We start from the raw sequence: 17,679 nt of genomic DNA on the forward strand, positions 1-17,679 counted from the left end.
CGATTTGGGCTTTTTCATTTAGAAATAATAACCCAGTGCTAAATACAGCATGCGGTCCCATCCATTGCCATCGCCCTGTGCCAATCCATTACTGCTGGCACCGACCATCGGATCATTTTTACTCCAGATGTATTCACCTTGAATCCCAATCTTTTTGTAGTTAAATGCAACACCTGCAATGATACGTTCTGAGTCTTCATAGCCCGCCTGATCTTTAAATAAACGACTATACGAGAAATATGGCTTAATATTCTTAAGCTCATAAAAGGGCTTTGCGACACTGTAATTGATTTCATTGACCACATAATCGGTCTTGTTGGCCACCTGATAAGGAAAATCAAAAGCACCTAAGGTTGAAAAGTCAGGAAACTCAGTGTCGCGGTTTTGAATGGATTGTGATCCGGCAAGTAACATCCACTGCCAAGCATTGTACTGCGTCTGTGTAAAGACATTCCAACTGTTACGTGAGCCGTCTTGACCGTTTTTTTTGTTTTTCAGTTCAGAATGCCAGAATGAAGTACCAATCTCGGTACTCAGTCCGTCAATCGGCGTTACCTCAAATTTTTTAGATAACCGACCAATCCAGATATTTCTTTCTTTTAAATACGTTCCCGTTGTTAAATCATCTGCCTCGACAAATGCCGGGCTGTAGCGGCTTGAATCTTTTGACGTCCCCTTATAATTTCCGCCATCTGTTGGATAAAAACCCAAACTTAAACTGTAATCATTCTGGCTGATTTGATAACGTAGCCCAAGTGCCGAAATATCCTCAAAACCGACTGTATTCATGAGGGTTTCGTAATAACTGCTACCCCAGAAGCGTCCGAAGCCAAACTCAACAGGTTGCAATCCAACGCTCACCCGTTGCTGATCTGAAATCTTGTATCCGACCCACGCATCACTCAAAAAAACAGCATCACAAAGTTCATCGTATTCATAGCAACGCGCATCGAGCGCTGCCAGCCATTTTGGATTTTCATAGTTTAAATTGAGCTTGATATCTGCAAGACGCCAGTTGTTATTTGAACCCTCATTGGCTTCATCTTGAAAATCTTTGCTCAGATAGCGCGTACGGATAGCACCAGACACTTTCACTTGCCCCGCTTCGGCCTTTGGATCGCCCCAGCTTAGATCTTGTGCATATACCACTGGGGTAAATGCAATTGTTGTTGTGAGTAGTAATAATGACTTATTCATGCCATAACATCCTTTTGAGTGGGTGATGAAAATGCATAAGTTCGGTTGGAATTAGAAAACTAAAACAGTGAACTTGAGTGTGAAATAAAAATCTAAAAAAGATAGATAAAAAAAAAGATCACGTAATGTACATGATCTTTGAAAATGGTGGCTATGACGGGACTTGAACCTGTGACCCCCGCATTATGAGTGCGGTGCTCTAACCAACTGAGCTACATAGCCGTAAACTGTGAGCGCATTATCTATAGAACCTTCTTGGCCGTCAATAGATTTTGTTTTCAGCTGTTCACCAAACACTCAAATCATGCTAAATCGTACAAATTTATGACAATTTTGTAGATACCCTAACATTTTATGCGTTCATCAACAACCGCACGATGGTGCATCAGATCTGAATATCTAAAAAGGATAATGCTACGATTCAAAAACAATAAGCAAAAAAAAGACCATGCAGGAGCATGGTCTATAAAATGGTGGCTATGACGGGACTTGAACCTGTGACCCCCGCATTATGAGTGCGGTGCTCTAACCAACTGAGCTACATAGCCGAAAACTGTGCGCGCATTATCTTCATTAATTCAAGATACGTCAAGCATAATTTACATAAAATTTGGTGAAGTGGACCTGTAAGCCGGGTTCTGTCGAGGACGATCATTCCTCTAGGCGTACAATCACTCATACGCTCAAGCGACCTACCCGAATCCAGTACGGGCCGTACCTCAGGATTCCTATTTGGTCTTGCTTCTGGTGGGGTTTACCATGCCGTGAACTGTTACCAGACACGCGGTGCGCTCTTACCGCACCCTTTCACCCTTACCTCACGAATGAGGCGGTCTACTCTCTGCTGCACTTTCCGTCGGCTTGCGCCGCCCAGGCGTTACCTGGCACCCTGCCCTATGAAGCCCGGACTTTCCTCCCCTGTTTCAGTCACGAAGACCTCCACAGCAGCGACCGTCCAGTCCACTTCGTGTGCGCATAGTATCAAAGATTTGATTTAATTGCTCGTGCTTTTTTGATCAATTAGTTTTTGATACTTCTGCATGAGCTGATCTTGTGTCTCGACATGATTCGGATCTTTTGGAATACAATCGACAGGACAAAAAAGCTGACACTGCGGCTGATCAAAATGTCCAACGCATTCGGTACATAAATCGGGATGAATCTCATAAATCAATTCACCCATATAGATTGCCTCATTGGGGCAAACCGGCTCACAGACATCACAATTGATGCATTCTTCGGTGATAAAAAGTGACACGTTACCAACCTTGCTGATGTTTTTGTTCAAATGCCTCAACCACAGCCTGAGGCACAAACTTGGCGACATCGCCTCGTAGGCGAGCAATTTCACGCACCAGAGTCGATGAAATAAACGAGTATTGTTCTGAAGGCGTTAAAAATACCGCTTCAAAATGATGATCAAGCTGTCGGTTCATGTTGGCCAACTGAAATTCGTACTCAAAATCTGAAACAGCACGCAAACCTCGTAATACCGCAGTAGCGTTTTGCTCACGAAAAAAGTTGACCAGTAATCCATCAAAGCCAACAAATTCTACATTATGTAGATGACTCAGAGAGGATTTGGCTAAACGTACACGCTCATCAAGACTAAAAAGTGGTTTTTTATGGTGTCCAATCGCAATTGCGACCACGACTTCATCAAACATTCGGGATGCACGGGTGACTAAATCTACATGACCATTGGTGATAGGATCAAATGTGCCTGGATAGATTACACGTGTTTTAGACATCCGTTTTTACTCTAGTTTATTTTGTAAGTCTTGATTCTAGCAAATCTTGATTTCATAGCGAAGTCACTCCATTAAAATGAAAAAACTTCACCTCAGTCGCGGTTTAGGGCACAATAGGCATAACTTTGGAATTTTAAGATTATGGCGAAAGCAGTAGTAGTTAAAAAAAATAATGGCGGGACCATTGCGCAGAATAAACGCGCGCGTCACGATTATTTTATTGAAGAAAAATTTGAAGCGGGTATGTCTTTGCAAGGCTGGGAAGTGAAATCCTTGCGCGCAGGTCGTATGAGCCTGACGGAAAGCTATATCATCTTTAAAAATGGTGAAGCCTATCTGTTTGGTGCCCAAATTCAGCCTCTTTTAACCGCATCCAGCCATGTTGTTCCTGAAGCGACACGTACGCGTAAACTGTTACTGTCACGGCGTCAAATTGATCAACTCATGGGTGCTGTCAATCAAAAAGGTTATTCGTGTGTTCCCCTCGCCTGTTACTGGAAAGGCCACTTGGTCAAACTTGAAATTGCGCTGGTGAAAGGTAAGCAATTACATGACAAGCGTGCCACAGAAAAAGATCGTGACTGGCAACGTGACAAAGCACGTTTAATGCACAAATAAAAAAAGCCTCAATTGAGGCTTTTTTTAGCTCTGGACTCAGTGCAAACGATACAATAATCCACCAATATACTCACCAAACCAGATGGCAGTGTCTAAATCACCTTGTGGCGGCGTAATGTCTACAGGCGCATTATCGGACTGGGTCATAAGCCCTAGACTGCTGGCCAGACGGTTTAAATCATCTTGGTTGTGCCCGGTGCTCATCAAAGGTAAACCCGACCACAACATGCCGTGCTGCATGGCAAACAGATGAATCTGTTGTAGCACCGAGAGCTTATCACCGCTTAAGCCGCCAGAATTGGCAAAACCTGCGGCAAGTTTACCTTGCCAGATCCGGTCTCTCCAACGTTTGGAGCTACTGTCCATAAACCTTTTAAAATCTGCCGAAACACTTCCCATATAAGTGGGTGAGCCAAAGATAATTCCTTGCGAGGCATCAAGTAAATCCCAGTCGATATGCTCAATCGGCATCAGATGTACTTCAATGCCCATTTTTTTGGCACCTTGTGCAATATATGCCGCGACCTTAGCTGTATGACCATAAGGACTATGATAAACGATTGAGAGAGATTTTCTGATCTGCGACATAAGATGCTTTAATCACCAAGTTAATGAAAGTTTAGCAGTTTTACTGCATGAACACGAATGTCGCCATACGCCCGGTTTTCGGATCTCGCCGATGCGAAAAGTAATGCTGCGCTTGACGATACGAACATTGATTGCCACCCAAAATCGTTTCTACACCAGATTGCTGCAAAATATAGCGTGCAATTGCATACAAATCGGCTTGAAATTTACCGGGCTGTTTACCTTCTTCAAACGCGGTGACGAGATCGGGGTATTTGGCACAAAAGGTCTGCTGTACTTCTGAACCGACCTCAAAGCACGGCTGACTGATGGCTGCACCTAACCATGCATAGGCAGGGCCACTTTGCATCGACTCGATGGTATTTTCAATAATACCATCTGCAAGACCACGCCAGCCGGCATGCAAATTAGCCACCTCAGTCCCCGCACGATTCACCAATACCACAGGCAGACAGTCTGCGGTCATGATCATGAGCGCCTGTGCCTTGCTTTGGGTAATCAGTGCATCGCCAGTTAATGCATCAAAACTAAGTGCTTGATTGACAGTATGACAAATCGTACTGTGGGTTTGGGTCATCCACGTCAGTTGCTTCACGCCATAAGCGCTTAACTCATTCAGTAGGCTCATTCGGTGCTGCTGCACACGATACGGATCATCGTGAACATGCAAGGCCAAATTAAAGCCCTCAAGCTCGGGAATCAAACTCGGCTTCGCTTGAGGATGCATGATGGTGGTCTGCCCCACATATACTCCAGCGGGTAAACCTTTTACAAAGTCCATGCGACGATCCTGTAATTTTGGATTAATAAGCAGCGTTGTCTTGACGTAATACCTCAACCAGATGGGTGAAATCCTCTGGCCATGGCGCTTCAAACATCATTTCCTGTTGAGTTTTCGGATGTACCAGCCCCAATTTGGCTGCATGTAACGCTTGGCGTTTAAACGTACGCAAAGTGATATTTAAGCGCTCGCTGGCACCTGCCGGTACGCGTACACGACTCATATACACCGGATCGCCAACTAAACCATGCCCAATGTAGCTAAAGTGCACGCGAATCTGATGCGTTCGGCCTGTTTCAAGCTGCGCCTGAATACGCGTGAAATGCTGAAAACGTTCTTTAACATTATAGTGTGTTACGGCATCGCGACCACCAGGCAAGATGGTCATTTTGATACGATCCACCGGATGGCGTTTAATCGGCTCATCAATAGTGCCACCTGCCACAATGTTGCCGTATACAATCAGGTCATAAATTCGATATACCGATTTATCTGCCAATTGTTTGCTCAAAGAAAATTGTGATTCAAGATTTTTAGCCACCACCAAAAGGCCACTGGTGTCTTTATCGATTCGATGTACCAATCCGGCACGGGTGAGCTCGGCTGCTTTTGGATAATGATACAAGAGCGCGTTTACCAAAGTTCCCGTATGATTGCCCGCACCCGGATGCACCACCATTCCGGCAGGCTTGTTGATGACCAGAATATCATTGTCTTCATAAACAATTTCCAGCGGAATGTCTTCAGGCTTACTGGTGGTCTGTGCCTCAAGCTCTACATTCAAAGTCAGTAGTTCATTGCCTTCACAGCGATATTTTGGCTTTACAATTTCACCATTTACCAACAAGTGACCGTCTTTCATCCACTGTTTTAATTTCTCACGTGAAAAGTCACTCCACACCGATGCCGCCACTTGATCAATACGTTGACCCAAGTATTCAAGATCAAGTTGAACTTGCAACGATAAACGTGTTGCAGTTGGCTCAGAAGTATGGTTATCTGCATCCTCAGAATCTTCGAGTAAGTTGAAGTCTGTTTCGGAGAGATTAGGATTCGAAGATTGTGCTGAAGTCATTTGCTCTTTCAGATAAAAGTGATTTAATAGCGCAATTGTAGCTCATTGCCCGTATTAAACAGAGGAGTTTTTATGTCGCTACCAAATTATAAGATTACCATGCTTGCCCTTTCTCTTGGCGTAGCGGCTGCAATGGTGGGCTGTAGCAGTAATCCCAAAAAAGAAGTAGTCGATACAGGCCCTCAGTCAAGTGAACAAATTTACATGCAAAAAGCGCAGCAAGCGCTTGATCGCGGTCAATATTCTGAAGCGGCAAAATCATTAGAAGCAATTGATACCTACTATCCAACAGGTCAATCTTCGGCACAAGCACAACTCGATCTTCTGTATGTAAAATTCCAGCAAAAAGAATTTGAAACCGTGGTCACACAAGCCGATCGATTTATTCGCCTGAATCCACAGCATCCAAACGTGGATTATGCGTACTATATTCGTGGCGTTGCCAACATGGAATTAAACTACGACAGCTTGATGCGCTATACTTCTTTACAGCAGTCACACCGTGACACCAGCTACATGAAGTTGGCTTATCAAAACTTTGTCGATTTAATTCGCCGTTTCCCAAGTAGTCAATATTCGGTCGATGCAGCACAGCGCATGAAGTTTATCGGGCAAGAGCTGGCTGAAAGCGAAATGAATGTGGCACGTTTTAATATTAAACGTAAAGCCTGGATTGCAGCCATTGATCGTGCGCAGTGGGTGGTAGAGCATTACCCTCAAACGCCTCAAACGCCTGAAGCATTGGCTACTCTGGCTTATGCCTACAATGAAATTGGCGATAAAACCACCTCAGAACAGTACGTTAATCTGTTAAAACTGAACTACCCGAACTTGGTTCGTGCGAACGGAACAGTAGATCTTGCGGCATCTCGTCATGATGCGAGCTGGGTTAACCGCGCAACATTGGGTATTTTTGGTCGTGAAGCCAAAGCCAATGCAAACGCAGAAACCACTTCAAGCAACGTAGAAAGCACAGAAAAACGGAGCTGGACCAATCGTTTAAGCTTTGGTTTACTCGACAAACAAAAAACGGTTGATACCAGCACTACCGAGATGCCAAAACCACCAGCACAAGCGACACAAGCCGCACCAAGTACAACTGAAGCAGATGCTGCAAAATAACATATCGGTTGTTTAAAAGTACATTGAAAAGGGCAAGCATGGACTTGCCCTTTCATTTTTACTTACGATCAAAATTCTTTTTTTTGTTTGCTTCAGCTACACTATTTAATTGAAGCTTTTTTGCATGTGCTCGGGATTCTTTCTGTTATGGCCATTCCTCAACATACCATTGATCAAATTCTAGACCGAACCGATCTGGTAGAATTGATTGGCCAACGCGTAAAACTCAAAAAATCAGGGCGCTCCTACTCTGGTTGCTGTCCATTCCACCAAGAAAAAACTCCTTCTTTTCATGTTTATCGTGACAAAGGCTATTACCATTGCTTTGGTTGTCAGGCCAACGGTAATGCAATTCGTTTTTTAATGGACATCGACGGGCGCAACTTTATCGATGTTATGCAAGAGTTATCGAGCAAATCGGGCGTAGAACTCCCTAAAGACAATTTTGAAAGCAAGAAACTCTCTTATAAACGCGCTACACAAAAACCGCAGCCAATCGCACCAGTACCAGCTCAAACGTCGATAACAGAGACGAACTCAAATGAAACATCCGATGCATCACAGGCACTCGAAGCGCCAGTGTTTATGGATGATCCATTTGCGCAGTTTGAACAAAATTATCAATCTTTTGATGATGATATTCCACAAGAAGGCAATTTATATGATTTGCTGGAAAACGTGGCGCAATTTTATGAACGACAACTTCCAAATAGCATTAAAGCCCAGCAATATTTTAAACAGCGTGGACTCACTGCAGAAACGATTCAGTTTTGGCGTTTGGGCTATGCTCCGGAAGACTGGCAGCATTTGGAAAAAGCCTTTCCTTACGACGTAGAAGGCTTAAAGCAAGTCGGGCTGATTCGTTCTAGCGACAGTGGGCGTGACTTTGATCTCCTGCGTGAACGGGTTATTTTTCCGATTCGTGATCATAAAGGTCGTGTGGTGGGCTTTGGTGGCCGCGCACTCAACGACGAAATCAAACCCAAATACATCAATTCCCCCGATTCGGATGTCTTTCATAAAAATCAGCTGCTTTACGGACTGTATGAAGGGCGCAAGCTTAAAGCCAGAGACTGGCTGATGGTCGAAGGCTATATGGACGTCATTGCGTTGCAGCAGTATGGCGTATATGGAGCCGTAGCAACGTTAGGCACGGCCAGTAATGTCGATCACCTGAATACGCTATTTAAGCAAAACTCGCGCATTACCGTGGCTTTCGATGGCGATGCGGCCGGTCAAAAAGCCGCACGTCGAACCTTGGAAATTGCATTGCCCTCTTTAAATGATGGGCGGGAACTCAAGTTTTTTGTATTGCCCAAAGAACATGACCCAGATTCACTCATTCGGCGTGAAGGACTCGAGCATTTTCAACGCTTGCTTGAGCAGGCACCATTACTGTCTGATTTCATTTTTGCACACCTCACTCAGCAGCACGATATTTCAACGCCTGAAGGAAAAAGTCAGGTCATGGGGGAACTCCGTGAGCTGACCGATTTATTGCCTAAACAAGGCTCATATCGTTATTTGTTAACGCAGTCGTTTCGAGAAAAGCTAGGACTGGGGCGCAAGGTTACTCCGCAAGTCAGTCATGATGCATCGTTGTCCTTTAATATTCAGACCAAAGATGAAGACTTGGCGATTGCACTGCTGATTCAACATCCATATCTGTATATTCATTTTGAGGCCTTACGCGCCGTGATCGCGCCAGATCAACTTCTGGCCAAGATTTTATCGGTACTGGATCGTGTTTTTGAAGAGTTGCCAGACGACCAAGAGCTCGCGACCTATTATATTTTGGGCGCATGCAATTTATATCGACATGAAATTGCAGATATTTTGGAGCGAACAAACCTTCAAAATCTGATGCATGCACCAGAAACTGCCGACAAACTGGCCAAAGAATATGCACTGGGTTTACAAGAAAAATATTTAAGAATGAAACTCAAAACGCCTATTTCGCTCATCGAATCGCGTAATTTGCGTCAGCAACTGAACGAATTGACCAAGCAAATCAGTTTACGCTTATTGTCTTAACAATACTTAGTCTGCTGTATTTTTTGGCTTGCGCTCATGCTTAAACACATCATTGAGCTGATTTTTCATCCACTCAAAATAGTCTGGATGTTCATGTTGCGCCGCTTCGCGCAGCAAGATCGATGTGGGGTGCATGAGCTTTTTGGTCAAACGATGCGCCAGTTGTGTCATCACTTCTTCTGGTGCTTGGCCTTTTTGCAAGGCAGCTAAGGCTTTGCCTAACTCAAGTTGCTGTTGCTGCTCACTGTGAGCACGATAAGCATGAATTGTACTGCCTGCTTGCAGAATTTTTTGCTGGGTGAGCAATTGACTGGCCAGTTGACTCACCATGACTTCGGCTTCAACTGCCGCCTGACGCCGCTGCGCCAAATTTTCATCAATTACACTTTGTAAGTCATCTACACCATACAGATACACGCCGTCTAGCGTTTCGACTTTCGGATCGATATCGCGCGGAACAGCCAAATCGACCAGTAGCATCTGGTTATAGCGACGCTTTTTGAGTGCAGCCTTGATATCTTGATAAAAAATGACCTGATGTAAACTCCCGGTACAACTCGACACCACATCAGCACGGTGTAAATTGTCGGCCAGTTGATCAAATGCAATGATCTCGACTTCTACCTGATGGGCAATTTCTTGCGATAACTGCTCTGCCCGCGCTTGACTACGGTTACAGATGATAACCTTTGCCACACCCATTTCGGCCAGATGTTTGGCCACCAAAGTGTTCATTTCACCAGCAGCGACCATCATGACGGTAAGTTTTTCTGGTTGACTAAACACCTGTAAGGCCAATTGCGCAACCGCATAACCCATCGATACAGCATGGCTACCGACCGCTGTTTCGGAGCGAACACGCTTGGCTGCATAAAATGCGTATTCAAAAATGCGGTTTAAGTCGGAAGAAACGGTTTGTGCGTCTTTAGACAAAGCCAGTGCACTTTTGACTTGCCCCAAAATTTGAGGCTCGCCCAACATAAGCGAATCGAGTCCACTGGCTACACGCATTAAATGTGTGACCGCCTGCGCATCTTGGTAACGATAAACATGATGAAGTAACTGTTTTATCTCAATACCATTGGTTTCGGCCAACCAGTTCAAGATCAGATCGGCATGCTCAGTCATGGCATAGACTTCGGTACGATTGCAGGTAGACACCACAACCATATCGTTTAAATCGGCATGACGATGCTGTTGAGTCAACAAATCGCGTAAACGTTCTGCGTTAAACGCGACTTGTTCTCTCAACTCGACTGAAGCTGTTTGATGGTTGACACCCAATGCAAAGAAAGACATATCAGATCATCATTTCGCTAAATTTATGCTATTGTGCAATATCGGTGTCATAAAAAGCATTACTTGGATTACTAAAAATTGCGACAAATGAATAACCGGTTAAACGGTACATCCATTAGACAATATTCTACCACATTCTTGTTGCTCGGTAGCATGGCTTCGACAGCACATGGACAAGCTGTGGATGAATTTCATCCAGCCGCATTAAATACCGATGCGCTTAAACAAAGCATGATTGCCGAATTTGCTTTGGCTTATGATGATATTCCAACCGCCATTCATAACTACACTGTACTCGCAATAAAAAGTAATTCAACCACCATTAAACAGCGTGCACTCGATATTGCACTCGAATACAACGATTTAAAAGCCGCTCTGGATATTGCAACACATTGGGTGGTTCAAGAGCCTGAAGATGTGCCTGCACTCTTTTATCTGGCACATATTGCGCTGCGTGCGCATGAATACAAACTGGCTGCCAATACACTGGATAAAATTTTAACCATCGACCCCAATGCCGATCTGGAACAAATTCTTGCCGGTATTGCACCCGAATCCAAAGAAGATCGGGAAAATTTATTGGCTACACTCAAAACCAGTAAAGAGAAAGAAAACCCTTCGATTTTGGTCATGATTGCAGGCTTTGAGGCACAAAATGGGCATTTAGAGGATGCTCTTAACAACACCAACAAGGCCCTAAAAAAGCGTCCGAAGGTCACGGGCTTTATTTTAATGAAAGCCAATTTGCTGACCAGCCTAGGCGAAATTGAAGAAACACAGAAATGGCTGGCAAAATCCAGTCGTCGTCATCGAGACAACCTAGATGTTCGACTGGCTGAAGCGCGCTTTCTTATTCGTCATAGTGAGCCACAACTGGCGCTAAAAAAGCTCGAAGACATTATCAAAATGTGGCCTGACAATGAAGATGCCAAGTTTATTGCCGGCCTTACCAGTATCGATTTAAAATATTACGAGAAAGCCGAGCAATATCTGGTCGATTTACGTTACTCTGCAAAATATCAGAATGACGCCTATTATTATTTGGCCGTCAATGCAGAGCGCAAGCAGCACTTTGAAACAGCAAAAGCGTATTATCGTTTGGTCGATGGCAGCTTGTATGTGGTGTCTAGGCGTAATCTGGTGTCGATATTTGAAAAACAGGGCAATCTAAACGATGCCTTACGTTTTTTAACCCAAGAGCGGGTCAATTATCCGCAGCATGCCAGTTTTTTATATCAGGCACAGGCCGAAATTTTAAAGAAAATGGGCAACAAGAAAGCCGCATTGCGCTTACTCGATGAAGCCATTAAAAATATTTCGGATGATCCTGAACTGATCTATGCCGAAGTGCTGATGCTGGATCCTTTCTCAGATCGCGACAAGCTGGATCGCACATTAAAACAGTTGCTGCTCATCGAGCCAAATAGCCCGACCTATCTGAATGCTTATGCTTATACACTGGCGTTACAGAACCGACGCTTAGATGAAGCTCGTCAGTATGCTCAACTCGCCCTTGAATATGCTCCCGAACAAGCCTCAATTTTAGATACCTTGGGATATATCGCCTTTTTGCAAAATGATTTCAATGCAGCGATTGAATCTCTAGGCAAGGCGTATGCAATAAGCCAGAATGTGAATATTGGTGTACGGCTGGCCAAAGCCCTATACATGCAAGGCAATCTGACCGAATTTAGCCAAGTGTTACAACAGCTCAAAGAAAAAAATGCAAATGATCCACAATTAAAGCAACTCGATGCGCTAATTTTACCGACAGCAACTAAAAAGAGTTAATTTATGCTTACCACATCTCGTCTTTCCCTTGCCCTATGCTGCTCGAGCGCGTTATTTTTTACCGGTTGTCAGCACATCGTCAAATCGCAATCACCGGCTACTCAGAATCAAACTGAACAGCTTAATGAATTTGATTTACAAGGTAAAATTGGCGTTCGCACACCAAAACAGTCTGGCAGCGCCTTTTTTACTTGGTCTCAGCATCAAGATCAATTTGATATTGAGCTCAGCGGTATTTTAGGGGTTGGTAAAACTCAAATTACAGGCAAACCCGGACAAGTGAGCTTAAACAGCGCCAAAACTGGCTTGATTACTGCACAAACGCCTGAAGAGCTGTTAGAGCGTGCAACTGGCTGGCAAGCTCCGATTACGCATTTGGTGAACTGGGTACAAGCTAGACCTGCCACAATGTCTGCAAAGACGACACAAGATCAAAATGGCCGTGTAACCAATATTGTTGAAGATGGTTGGGATGTGTCATTGAGTTATAACGATCAACAAAAACTTCCCAACAAACTGATTTTAAAGCAAGCGCTTGCCGATAATCAGGAAAATCGTATTACAATGCTTATTCAAAATCGTTAAGTCAAATCCCCTTATGATGCGCGTTCCTTCACCTGCAAAACTGAATCTGTTTTTACATATCACGGGCCGTCGCAGCGACGGCTATCATGAATTGCAAAGCATTTTTCAACTGATTGATTTGTATGATTGGCTCACCTTTACGCCATTAAACGACAAGCATGAAATTGAAATTGAGGGAATTGCGCAGGTCGATCTGACACAAAATTTAATCTACCGGGCCGCACAACTGCTCAAACCATATGCAACAAAATACTGTGGCTTACACATCTTGATAGAAAAAAATATTCCCATGGGTGCAGGGCTAGGTGGCGGATCATCCAATGCAGCCACCACCTTACGGGTACTCAATAGCCTTTGGGAATGCAGCCTATCAATTGATCAATTGGCAGATTTAGGTTTAAGTCTGGGTGCAGATGTCCCGATTTTTGTTTATGGAAAAAATGCATGGGCCGAAGGAGTCGGAGAAAAGCTTACTTTTGTAGATTTAGATCAAAAACAATACATTGTTTTAAAACCTGACTGTTTTATCAGCACTCAACTGCTTTTTTCGCAAAAAACATTGACAAGAGATTCTAAGCGCACTACATTTTGCGCCTATCAGATGAAGCCTTCTGATTTTGGAAATAACTTTGAAGCACTTGCTAGAAGCCTATATCCAGAAGTAGAAGAAGCGATGCAGTATCTCGATCAGTTCGGTTCTGCACAGCTTACAGGAACAGGTGCCTGTGTTTTTACTGAGGTCACTTCCGATATGAATGTGAACGAAATTGTTACTCATGCCCCATGTAAAGCTTATGTGGTTCACGGGTTAAAACAATCTCCTTTATGTTTGTAAAAGAATGATATTTAGGGGCGTCGCCAAGTGGTAAGGCAGCGGGTTTTGATCTCGCCATCCGTTGGTTCGAATCCAGCCGCCCCTGCCATCTTCACCTGAGAATTCTGTAATAGGGGCGTCGCCAAGTGGTAAGGCAGCGGGTTTTGATCTCGCCATCCGTTGGTTCGAATCCAGCCGCCCCTGCCATTACAGATTTCAACTTTAGGGGCGTCGCCAAGTGGTAAGGCAGCGGGTTTTGATCTCGCCATCCGTTGGTTCGAATCCAGCCGCCCCTGCCATATCTTTATAAAGTCAGACTGAATTTACTGTCACGTTAATACTCAATTTCCTTGACATTAGCGGGCAAAAATATTAAAGTTCTGCCGCATTAGGGGCGTCGCCAAGTGGTAAGGCAGCGGGTTTTGATCTCGCCATCCGTTGGTTCGAATCCAGCCGCCCCTGCCATCCAAATTCATTACATGCCAACCGCCAAGGGTGCTTCATGCCCAATCTTGTCGTTTTTAGTGGAAATGCTCATCCACAGTTCGCCCAGAAAGTCGTAAGCCATTTACATATTCCTCTCGGTGCTGCTTCAGTCGGTCACTTTTCTGATGGGGAAATTTCAGTAGAAATTACTGAAAATGTTCGTGGTAAAGACGTTTTCATCGTACAGCCTACATGTGCTCCAACCAATGATAACCTGATGGAAATCTTGGTGATGGCAGATGCATTACGTCGCGCTAGCGCTGGTCGTATTACCGCTGTTATTCCGTATTTTGGCTATGCTCGTCAAGATCGTCGTCCGCGTTCAGCACGTGTTCCTATTACCGCAAAAGTTGTTGCAGATATGCTAACCACTGTGGGTGTAGACCGTGTTGTCATGATCGACCTTCATGCTGACCAGATCCAAGGCTTCTTCGATATCCCTGTCGACAACATCTACGGTACGCCTGCCCTGCTTGCAGATTTGCGTCAGCAATCGCATGACAACTTGATGGTGGTTTCACCTGACGTTGGTGGTGTGGTACGTGCACGCGCTGTTGCAAAACAAATGGGTGATATCGACCTTGCAATCATCGACAAACGTCGTCAAAAAGCAAATGAATCACAAGTGATGCATTTGATTGGTGATGTGAAAGATCGTGACTGTGTCATTGTTGACGATATGGTTGATACTGCCGGTACACTTTGCAAAGCTGCCGATGCACTGAAACAATTTGGTGCTCGTCGTGTTGTTGCTTATGCCACTCACCCTGTTTTATCAGGTAAGGCATTAGAAAACTTGCAAAATTCTGTGCTTGACGAATTGGTAGTCACTGACACCATTCCGCTTTCTCCTGAAGCATTGAATTTAGGCAAAATCCGCCAAGTATCTGTAGCAAGCATGGTCGCTGAAACAATTCGTCGTATTAATAACGAAGAATCTATTAGCGCGATGTTTGATAGTTATCTATAATAGCCCGAATTTTTCAAACCCTGGCCTTGGCTGGGGTTTTCTATCACTAAACTGGTCGCAAGTTTAGTTTATTTTACTTTAATGAGGATTTATCTCATGGCAAATTTTGTACTTAACGCTACTGCGCGTAACGAAGACAAGCAAGGGAAAGGTGCGAGCCGCCGCCTTCGTCGCGAAGCGCTTGTTCCAGCAATCATCTATGGTGGTGAAGCTGAGCCTGTAGCAGTAACAATCGAACTTCGTGAACTTGTTAAAGCGCTTGATAACAACGCTTTCTTTGAAGAAGTTGTTGAAATCAAACTTGGTGACAAAGTTGAAAACGTGAAAATCCAAGCGTTACAACGTCACCCTGCTAAAAACACGCCTATGCACGCTGACTTCAAACGCGCATAAGTGTTCAAGGCGTAAATTAGTGTCTAAGATTTCGCTAATTGTTGGTCTGGGTAATCCGGGAACGGAATACGCCCAGACCCGTCATAATGCAGGATTCTGGTTTGTTGAGCAACTTGCAGATCAGTATCACATTACATTAAAAAAAGATCCAAAGTTTCATGGATATACAGGACGGGGCCAAATTGAAGGACACGATGTTCGTCTTTTAATTCCAACTACTTTCATGAATCGTTCGGGACAAAGTGTTGTTCCTTTTTCAAAGTTTTATCAAATTCCCCCTGAATCTATTCTGATTGCGCATGACGAACTAGATATGGACCCAGGTGTGATTCGCTTAAAAACAGGCGGCGGACACGGTGGTCATAATGGTTTACGTGATATTGTGCCGCATATTGGGCCAAACTTTCACCGCTTAAGAATTGGAATCGGTCATCCTGGATCGAAAGATCGCGTTTCTGGGCACGTTTTGGGTAAAGCACCACAAAGCGAACAGAGCCTTATGGACGATGCCATTCATCATGCCTTGTCAAAGTTAAGACTGTTGGTCGACGGCCAAATCTCTCAAGCCATGAACCAAATTAATGCATATAAGCCAAATTAGCATAAATTGTTGAACAATCAGGCTTGCCATGCGATTTGAATCAGAGCAAAATGCGCATACTCGCTCACAATGATGTGAACGTGTGCCGATTCAAGGACAAGATCAGACGCTTATGTCAACTCAGGAGACGCTGGCCATGCTATCTCGATTATTAAAATGCAAAATTCACCGTGCCGTAGTCACACATGCCGAACTTCATTATGAAGGCTCTTGTGCGATTGATGGTGTCTTGATGGATTTGGCAGGGATACGTGAATATGAAGAAATTCATGTCTGGAATGTCACCAATGGCAAACGCTTTACCACTTATGCCATTCGTGGTGAAGAACGTTCAGGCATTATTTCGGTGAATGGTGGCGCTGCACATCAGGCAGATGTAGGTGATCTAGTTATTATTGCAACCTTTGGTGACTTTACCGAAGTCGAAGCAAATGCGCACAAACCGCGTTTAGTGTATGCAAATCCAGATAATACCGTCAACCACACGGCAAACTGTATTCCGGTACAAGTCGCTTAAATGACTGTACGCCCAAAGGCCCGCAATCTGCGGGCTTTTTTGTGTTTATACCGCTTGGCAAAGCAAAATTTACACTATGCATAGAACTGATTGTTCTAAAAAAGGCTCTCGGAAATCATGCAAAAAACGCTATACTATTCACACATCGCTTCAGGGCGGGGTGCAATTCCCCACCGGCGGTAAGCTCAGCACGAGCAAGCCCGCGAGCGCAGCAAAGTGAGTTATGCTTTCAGCGCAGATCTGGTGTAATTCCAGAGCCGACGGTATAGTCCGGATGAAAGAAGACGACGTTTTACGATACCACCATTTTGGGGTGGTATTGCTGCGCCCCCATTTCTCATCAGTCCTGAAATGTTTAACCGTACAGTCCATTACGTGAGCATTTCATATGTCTAGTTTGATTCAACCCGAAATTTTCTTCTCTACCCTCTCTCCAGCCGAACAACGTATTCAGCAAGCACTTGAAGATATGCGTGCCGGAAAACCGGTATTGGTGATGGACGATTTTGATCGTGAAAATGAAGCCGATCTGATTGTGGCAGCCGAAACTCTCAATGTAGAGACCATGGCGCGTATGATTCGAGACGGTTCAGGCATTGTGTGTTTTTGCCTCTCAGAACAACTGGCCGATCATCTGGAGCTACCTCCTATGGTACAAAACAATTCCAGCCAGTTTCATACCGCCTTTACCGTCACCATTGAGGCTGCACATGGCGTTACCACAGGCGTTTCAGCCAAAGACCGTGTTACCACCATTCAAGCTGCCATTAAAGATGGTGCGGTCGCCAGTGATCTAAATCGTCCAGGCCATGTCTTCCCTTTACGCGCGCGTGATGGTGGCGTATTGACCCGCCGTGGTCATACCGAAGCCACAATTGATCTGGCACGTTTGGCAGGCCTAAAACCTTCTGGCGTGTTATGTGAACTGACCAATCCAGATGGCACAATGGCAGCAGGTATTCAGGTATTGGCGTATGCACAAACTCATCATTTGACCGTAATTACCATTGAAGAATTGGTGCAGTATCGCCTAAAGCATCAAATTTAAGATTATCAG

18 protein-coding genes, 6 tRNA genes, 1 other RNA gene and 1 riboswitch are annotated in these 17,679 nt (G+C 44.5%); of the genes, 15 read left to right on the forward strand and 10 right to left on the reverse strand.

Going from position 1 to position 17,679, the window contains the following annotated elements; translation table 11 throughout:
• Positions 1 to 18: 18 nt before the first annotated feature.
• The 6 genes from KCV09_RS08275 to coaD form a co-directional block, all read right to left on the reverse strand.
• Positions 19 to 1,197, reverse strand: a complete 1,179-nt coding sequence (locus KCV09_RS08275; RefSeq protein ID WP_149931176.1) for a porin — start codon at positions 1,195 to 1,197, stop codon at positions 19 to 21.
• A 145-nt stretch (positions 1,198 to 1,342) separates the two neighbouring features.
• Positions 1,343 to 1,419, reverse strand: a tRNA-Met gene (locus tag KCV09_RS08280).
• Positions 1,420 to 1,668: 249 nt separating this feature from the next.
• A tRNA-Met gene (locus tag KCV09_RS08285) sits at positions 1,669 to 1,745 on the reverse strand.
• A gap of 63 nt (positions 1,746 to 1,808) precedes the next feature.
• Positions 1,809 to 2,164: RNase P RNA component class A (rnpB, locus tag KCV09_RS08290), an RNA gene on the reverse strand.
• A gap of 27 nt (positions 2,165 to 2,191) precedes the next feature.
• Positions 2,192 to 2,455: a YfhL family 4Fe-4S dicluster ferredoxin gene (locus tag KCV09_RS08295; RefSeq protein ID WP_025094358.1), complete on the reverse strand. Its 264-nt coding sequence runs from the start codon at positions 2,453 to 2,455 to the stop codon at positions 2,192 to 2,194.
• A 1-nt stretch (position 2,456) separates the two neighbouring features.
• Positions 2,457 to 2,948 carry a pantetheine-phosphate adenylyltransferase gene (gene coaD, locus KCV09_RS08300; RefSeq protein WP_004940969.1) on the reverse strand — a complete coding sequence of 164 codons (492 nt, stop codon included), beginning with the start codon at positions 2,946 to 2,948 and terminating at the stop codon, positions 2,457 to 2,459.
• A gap of 141 nt (positions 2,949 to 3,089) precedes the next feature.
• Between coaD and smpB the strand changes: the two genes are divergently transcribed.
• Positions 3,090 to 3,566 carry an SsrA-binding protein SmpB gene (gene smpB, locus KCV09_RS08305; RefSeq protein WP_004940972.1) on the forward strand — a complete coding sequence of 159 codons (477 nt, stop codon included), beginning with the start codon at positions 3,090 to 3,092 and terminating at the stop codon, positions 3,564 to 3,566.
• A 36-nt stretch (positions 3,567 to 3,602) separates the two neighbouring features.
• Here smpB and KCV09_RS08310 read toward each other — a convergent pair whose 3' ends face one another.
• Genes KCV09_RS08310 through rluD form a run of 3 tightly spaced genes read right to left on the reverse strand, consistent with a single transcriptional unit; the run spans position 3,603 to position 6,010 of the window.
• Positions 3,603 to 4,154: a flavodoxin family protein gene (locus KCV09_RS08310; RefSeq protein WP_004940973.1), complete on the reverse strand. Its 552-nt coding sequence runs from the start codon at positions 4,152 to 4,154 to the stop codon at positions 3,603 to 3,605.
• A gap of 40 nt (positions 4,155 to 4,194) precedes the next feature.
• Complete coding sequence (pgeF, locus tag KCV09_RS08315; protein ID WP_149931175.1) at positions 4,195 to 4,935, reverse strand: peptidoglycan editing factor PgeF; 741 nt, start codon at positions 4,933 to 4,935, stop codon at positions 4,195 to 4,197.
• A 22-nt stretch (positions 4,936 to 4,957) separates the two neighbouring features.
• On the reverse strand, positions 4,958 to 6,010 hold the full coding sequence (gene rluD, locus KCV09_RS08320) for a 23S rRNA pseudouridine(1911/1915/1917) synthase RluD (protein WP_025094360.1): 1,053 nt from the start codon (positions 6,008 to 6,010) through the stop codon (positions 4,958 to 4,960).
• Positions 6,011 to 6,082: 72 nt separating this feature from the next.
• Between rluD and KCV09_RS08325 the strand changes: the two genes are divergently transcribed.
• Complete coding sequence (locus tag KCV09_RS08325; RefSeq protein WP_212515018.1) at positions 6,083 to 7,132, forward strand: outer membrane protein assembly factor BamD; 1,050 nt, start codon at positions 6,083 to 6,085, stop codon at positions 7,130 to 7,132.
• A 147-nt stretch (positions 7,133 to 7,279) separates the two neighbouring features.
• Positions 7,280 to 9,166 (forward strand): DNA primase, encoded by a 1,887-nt coding sequence (locus KCV09_RS08330; protein WP_212515019.1) that lies wholly within the window; start codon positions 7,280 to 7,282, stop codon positions 9,164 to 9,166.
• A gap of 6 nt (positions 9,167 to 9,172) precedes the next feature.
• Here the strand turns inward: KCV09_RS08330 and hemA are convergent, their stop codons facing one another.
• The gene (gene hemA / locus KCV09_RS08335) at positions 9,173 to 10,465 is read right to left on the reverse strand and encodes a glutamyl-tRNA reductase (protein WP_212515020.1); all 1,293 of its coding nucleotides are present in this window, start codon (positions 10,463 to 10,465) and stop codon (positions 9,173 to 9,175) included.
• Positions 10,466 to 10,552: 87 nt separating this feature from the next.
• On the opposite strand from hemA, the gene KCV09_RS08340 reads away from it, so the two are divergent.
• From KCV09_RS08340 to ribB, 12 genes are all read left to right on the forward strand, one after another.
• The gene (locus tag KCV09_RS08340; protein ID WP_212515021.1) at positions 10,553 to 12,256 is read left to right on the forward strand and encodes a tetratricopeptide repeat protein; all 1,704 of its coding nucleotides are present in this window, start codon (positions 10,553 to 10,555) and stop codon (positions 12,254 to 12,256) included.
• Between the two features lie 3 nt (positions 12,257 to 12,259).
• Positions 12,260 to 12,841, forward strand: a complete 582-nt coding sequence (gene lolB / locus KCV09_RS08345; RefSeq protein ID WP_212515022.1) for a lipoprotein insertase outer membrane protein LolB — start codon at positions 12,260 to 12,262, stop codon at positions 12,839 to 12,841.
• 13 nt (positions 12,842 to 12,854) lie between these two features.
• Positions 12,855 to 13,676 (forward strand): 4-(cytidine 5'-diphospho)-2-C-methyl-D-erythritol kinase, encoded by an 822-nt coding sequence (ispE, locus tag KCV09_RS08350; RefSeq protein WP_212515023.1) that lies wholly within the window; start codon positions 12,855 to 12,857, stop codon positions 13,674 to 13,676.
• Between the two features lie 13 nt (positions 13,677 to 13,689).
• A tRNA-Gln gene (locus tag KCV09_RS08355) sits at positions 13,690 to 13,764 on the forward strand.
• 23 nt (positions 13,765 to 13,787) lie between these two features.
• Positions 13,788 to 13,862 (forward strand) — tRNA-Gln (locus KCV09_RS08360).
• Positions 13,863 to 13,879: 17 nt separating this feature from the next.
• Positions 13,880 to 13,954: transfer RNA gene (locus KCV09_RS08365), tRNA-Gln, on the forward strand.
• Positions 13,955 to 14,045: 91 nt separating this feature from the next.
• Positions 14,046 to 14,120: transfer RNA gene (locus tag KCV09_RS08370), tRNA-Gln, on the forward strand.
• A 37-nt stretch (positions 14,121 to 14,157) separates the two neighbouring features.
• A complete protein-coding gene (locus tag KCV09_RS08375; RefSeq protein WP_004929444.1) occupies positions 14,158 to 15,111 on the forward strand; it encodes a ribose-phosphate pyrophosphokinase in 954 nt (317 codons plus the stop codon).
• 96 nt (positions 15,112 to 15,207) lie between these two features.
• Positions 15,208 to 15,504, forward strand: a complete 297-nt coding sequence (gene rplY / locus KCV09_RS08380; protein WP_004941000.1) for a 50S ribosomal protein L25 — start codon at positions 15,208 to 15,210, stop codon at positions 15,502 to 15,504.
• Positions 15,505 to 15,523: 19 nt separating this feature from the next.
• A complete protein-coding gene (gene pth / locus KCV09_RS08385; protein ID WP_004941001.1) occupies positions 15,524 to 16,105 on the forward strand; it encodes an aminoacyl-tRNA hydrolase in 582 nt (193 codons plus the stop codon).
• 136 nt (positions 16,106 to 16,241) lie between these two features.
• On the forward strand, positions 16,242 to 16,622 hold the full coding sequence (panD, locus tag KCV09_RS08390; protein WP_004941003.1) for an aspartate 1-decarboxylase: 381 nt from the start codon (positions 16,242 to 16,244) through the stop codon (positions 16,620 to 16,622).
• Between the two features lie 143 nt (positions 16,623 to 16,765).
• A riboswitch (FMN riboswitch) is annotated at positions 16,766 to 16,912 on the forward strand.
• A 98-nt stretch (positions 16,913 to 17,010) separates the two neighbouring features.
• A complete protein-coding gene (gene ribB / locus KCV09_RS08395) occupies positions 17,011 to 17,670 on the forward strand; it encodes a 3,4-dihydroxy-2-butanone-4-phosphate synthase (RefSeq protein ID WP_151815487.1) in 660 nt (219 codons plus the stop codon).
• Positions 17,671 to 17,679 lie beyond the last annotated feature (9 nt).

The organism is Acinetobacter soli, from assembly GCF_018139125.1.
GTDB classification, from domain to species: Bacteria; Pseudomonadota; Gammaproteobacteria; order Pseudomonadales; family Moraxellaceae; genus Acinetobacter; species Acinetobacter soli.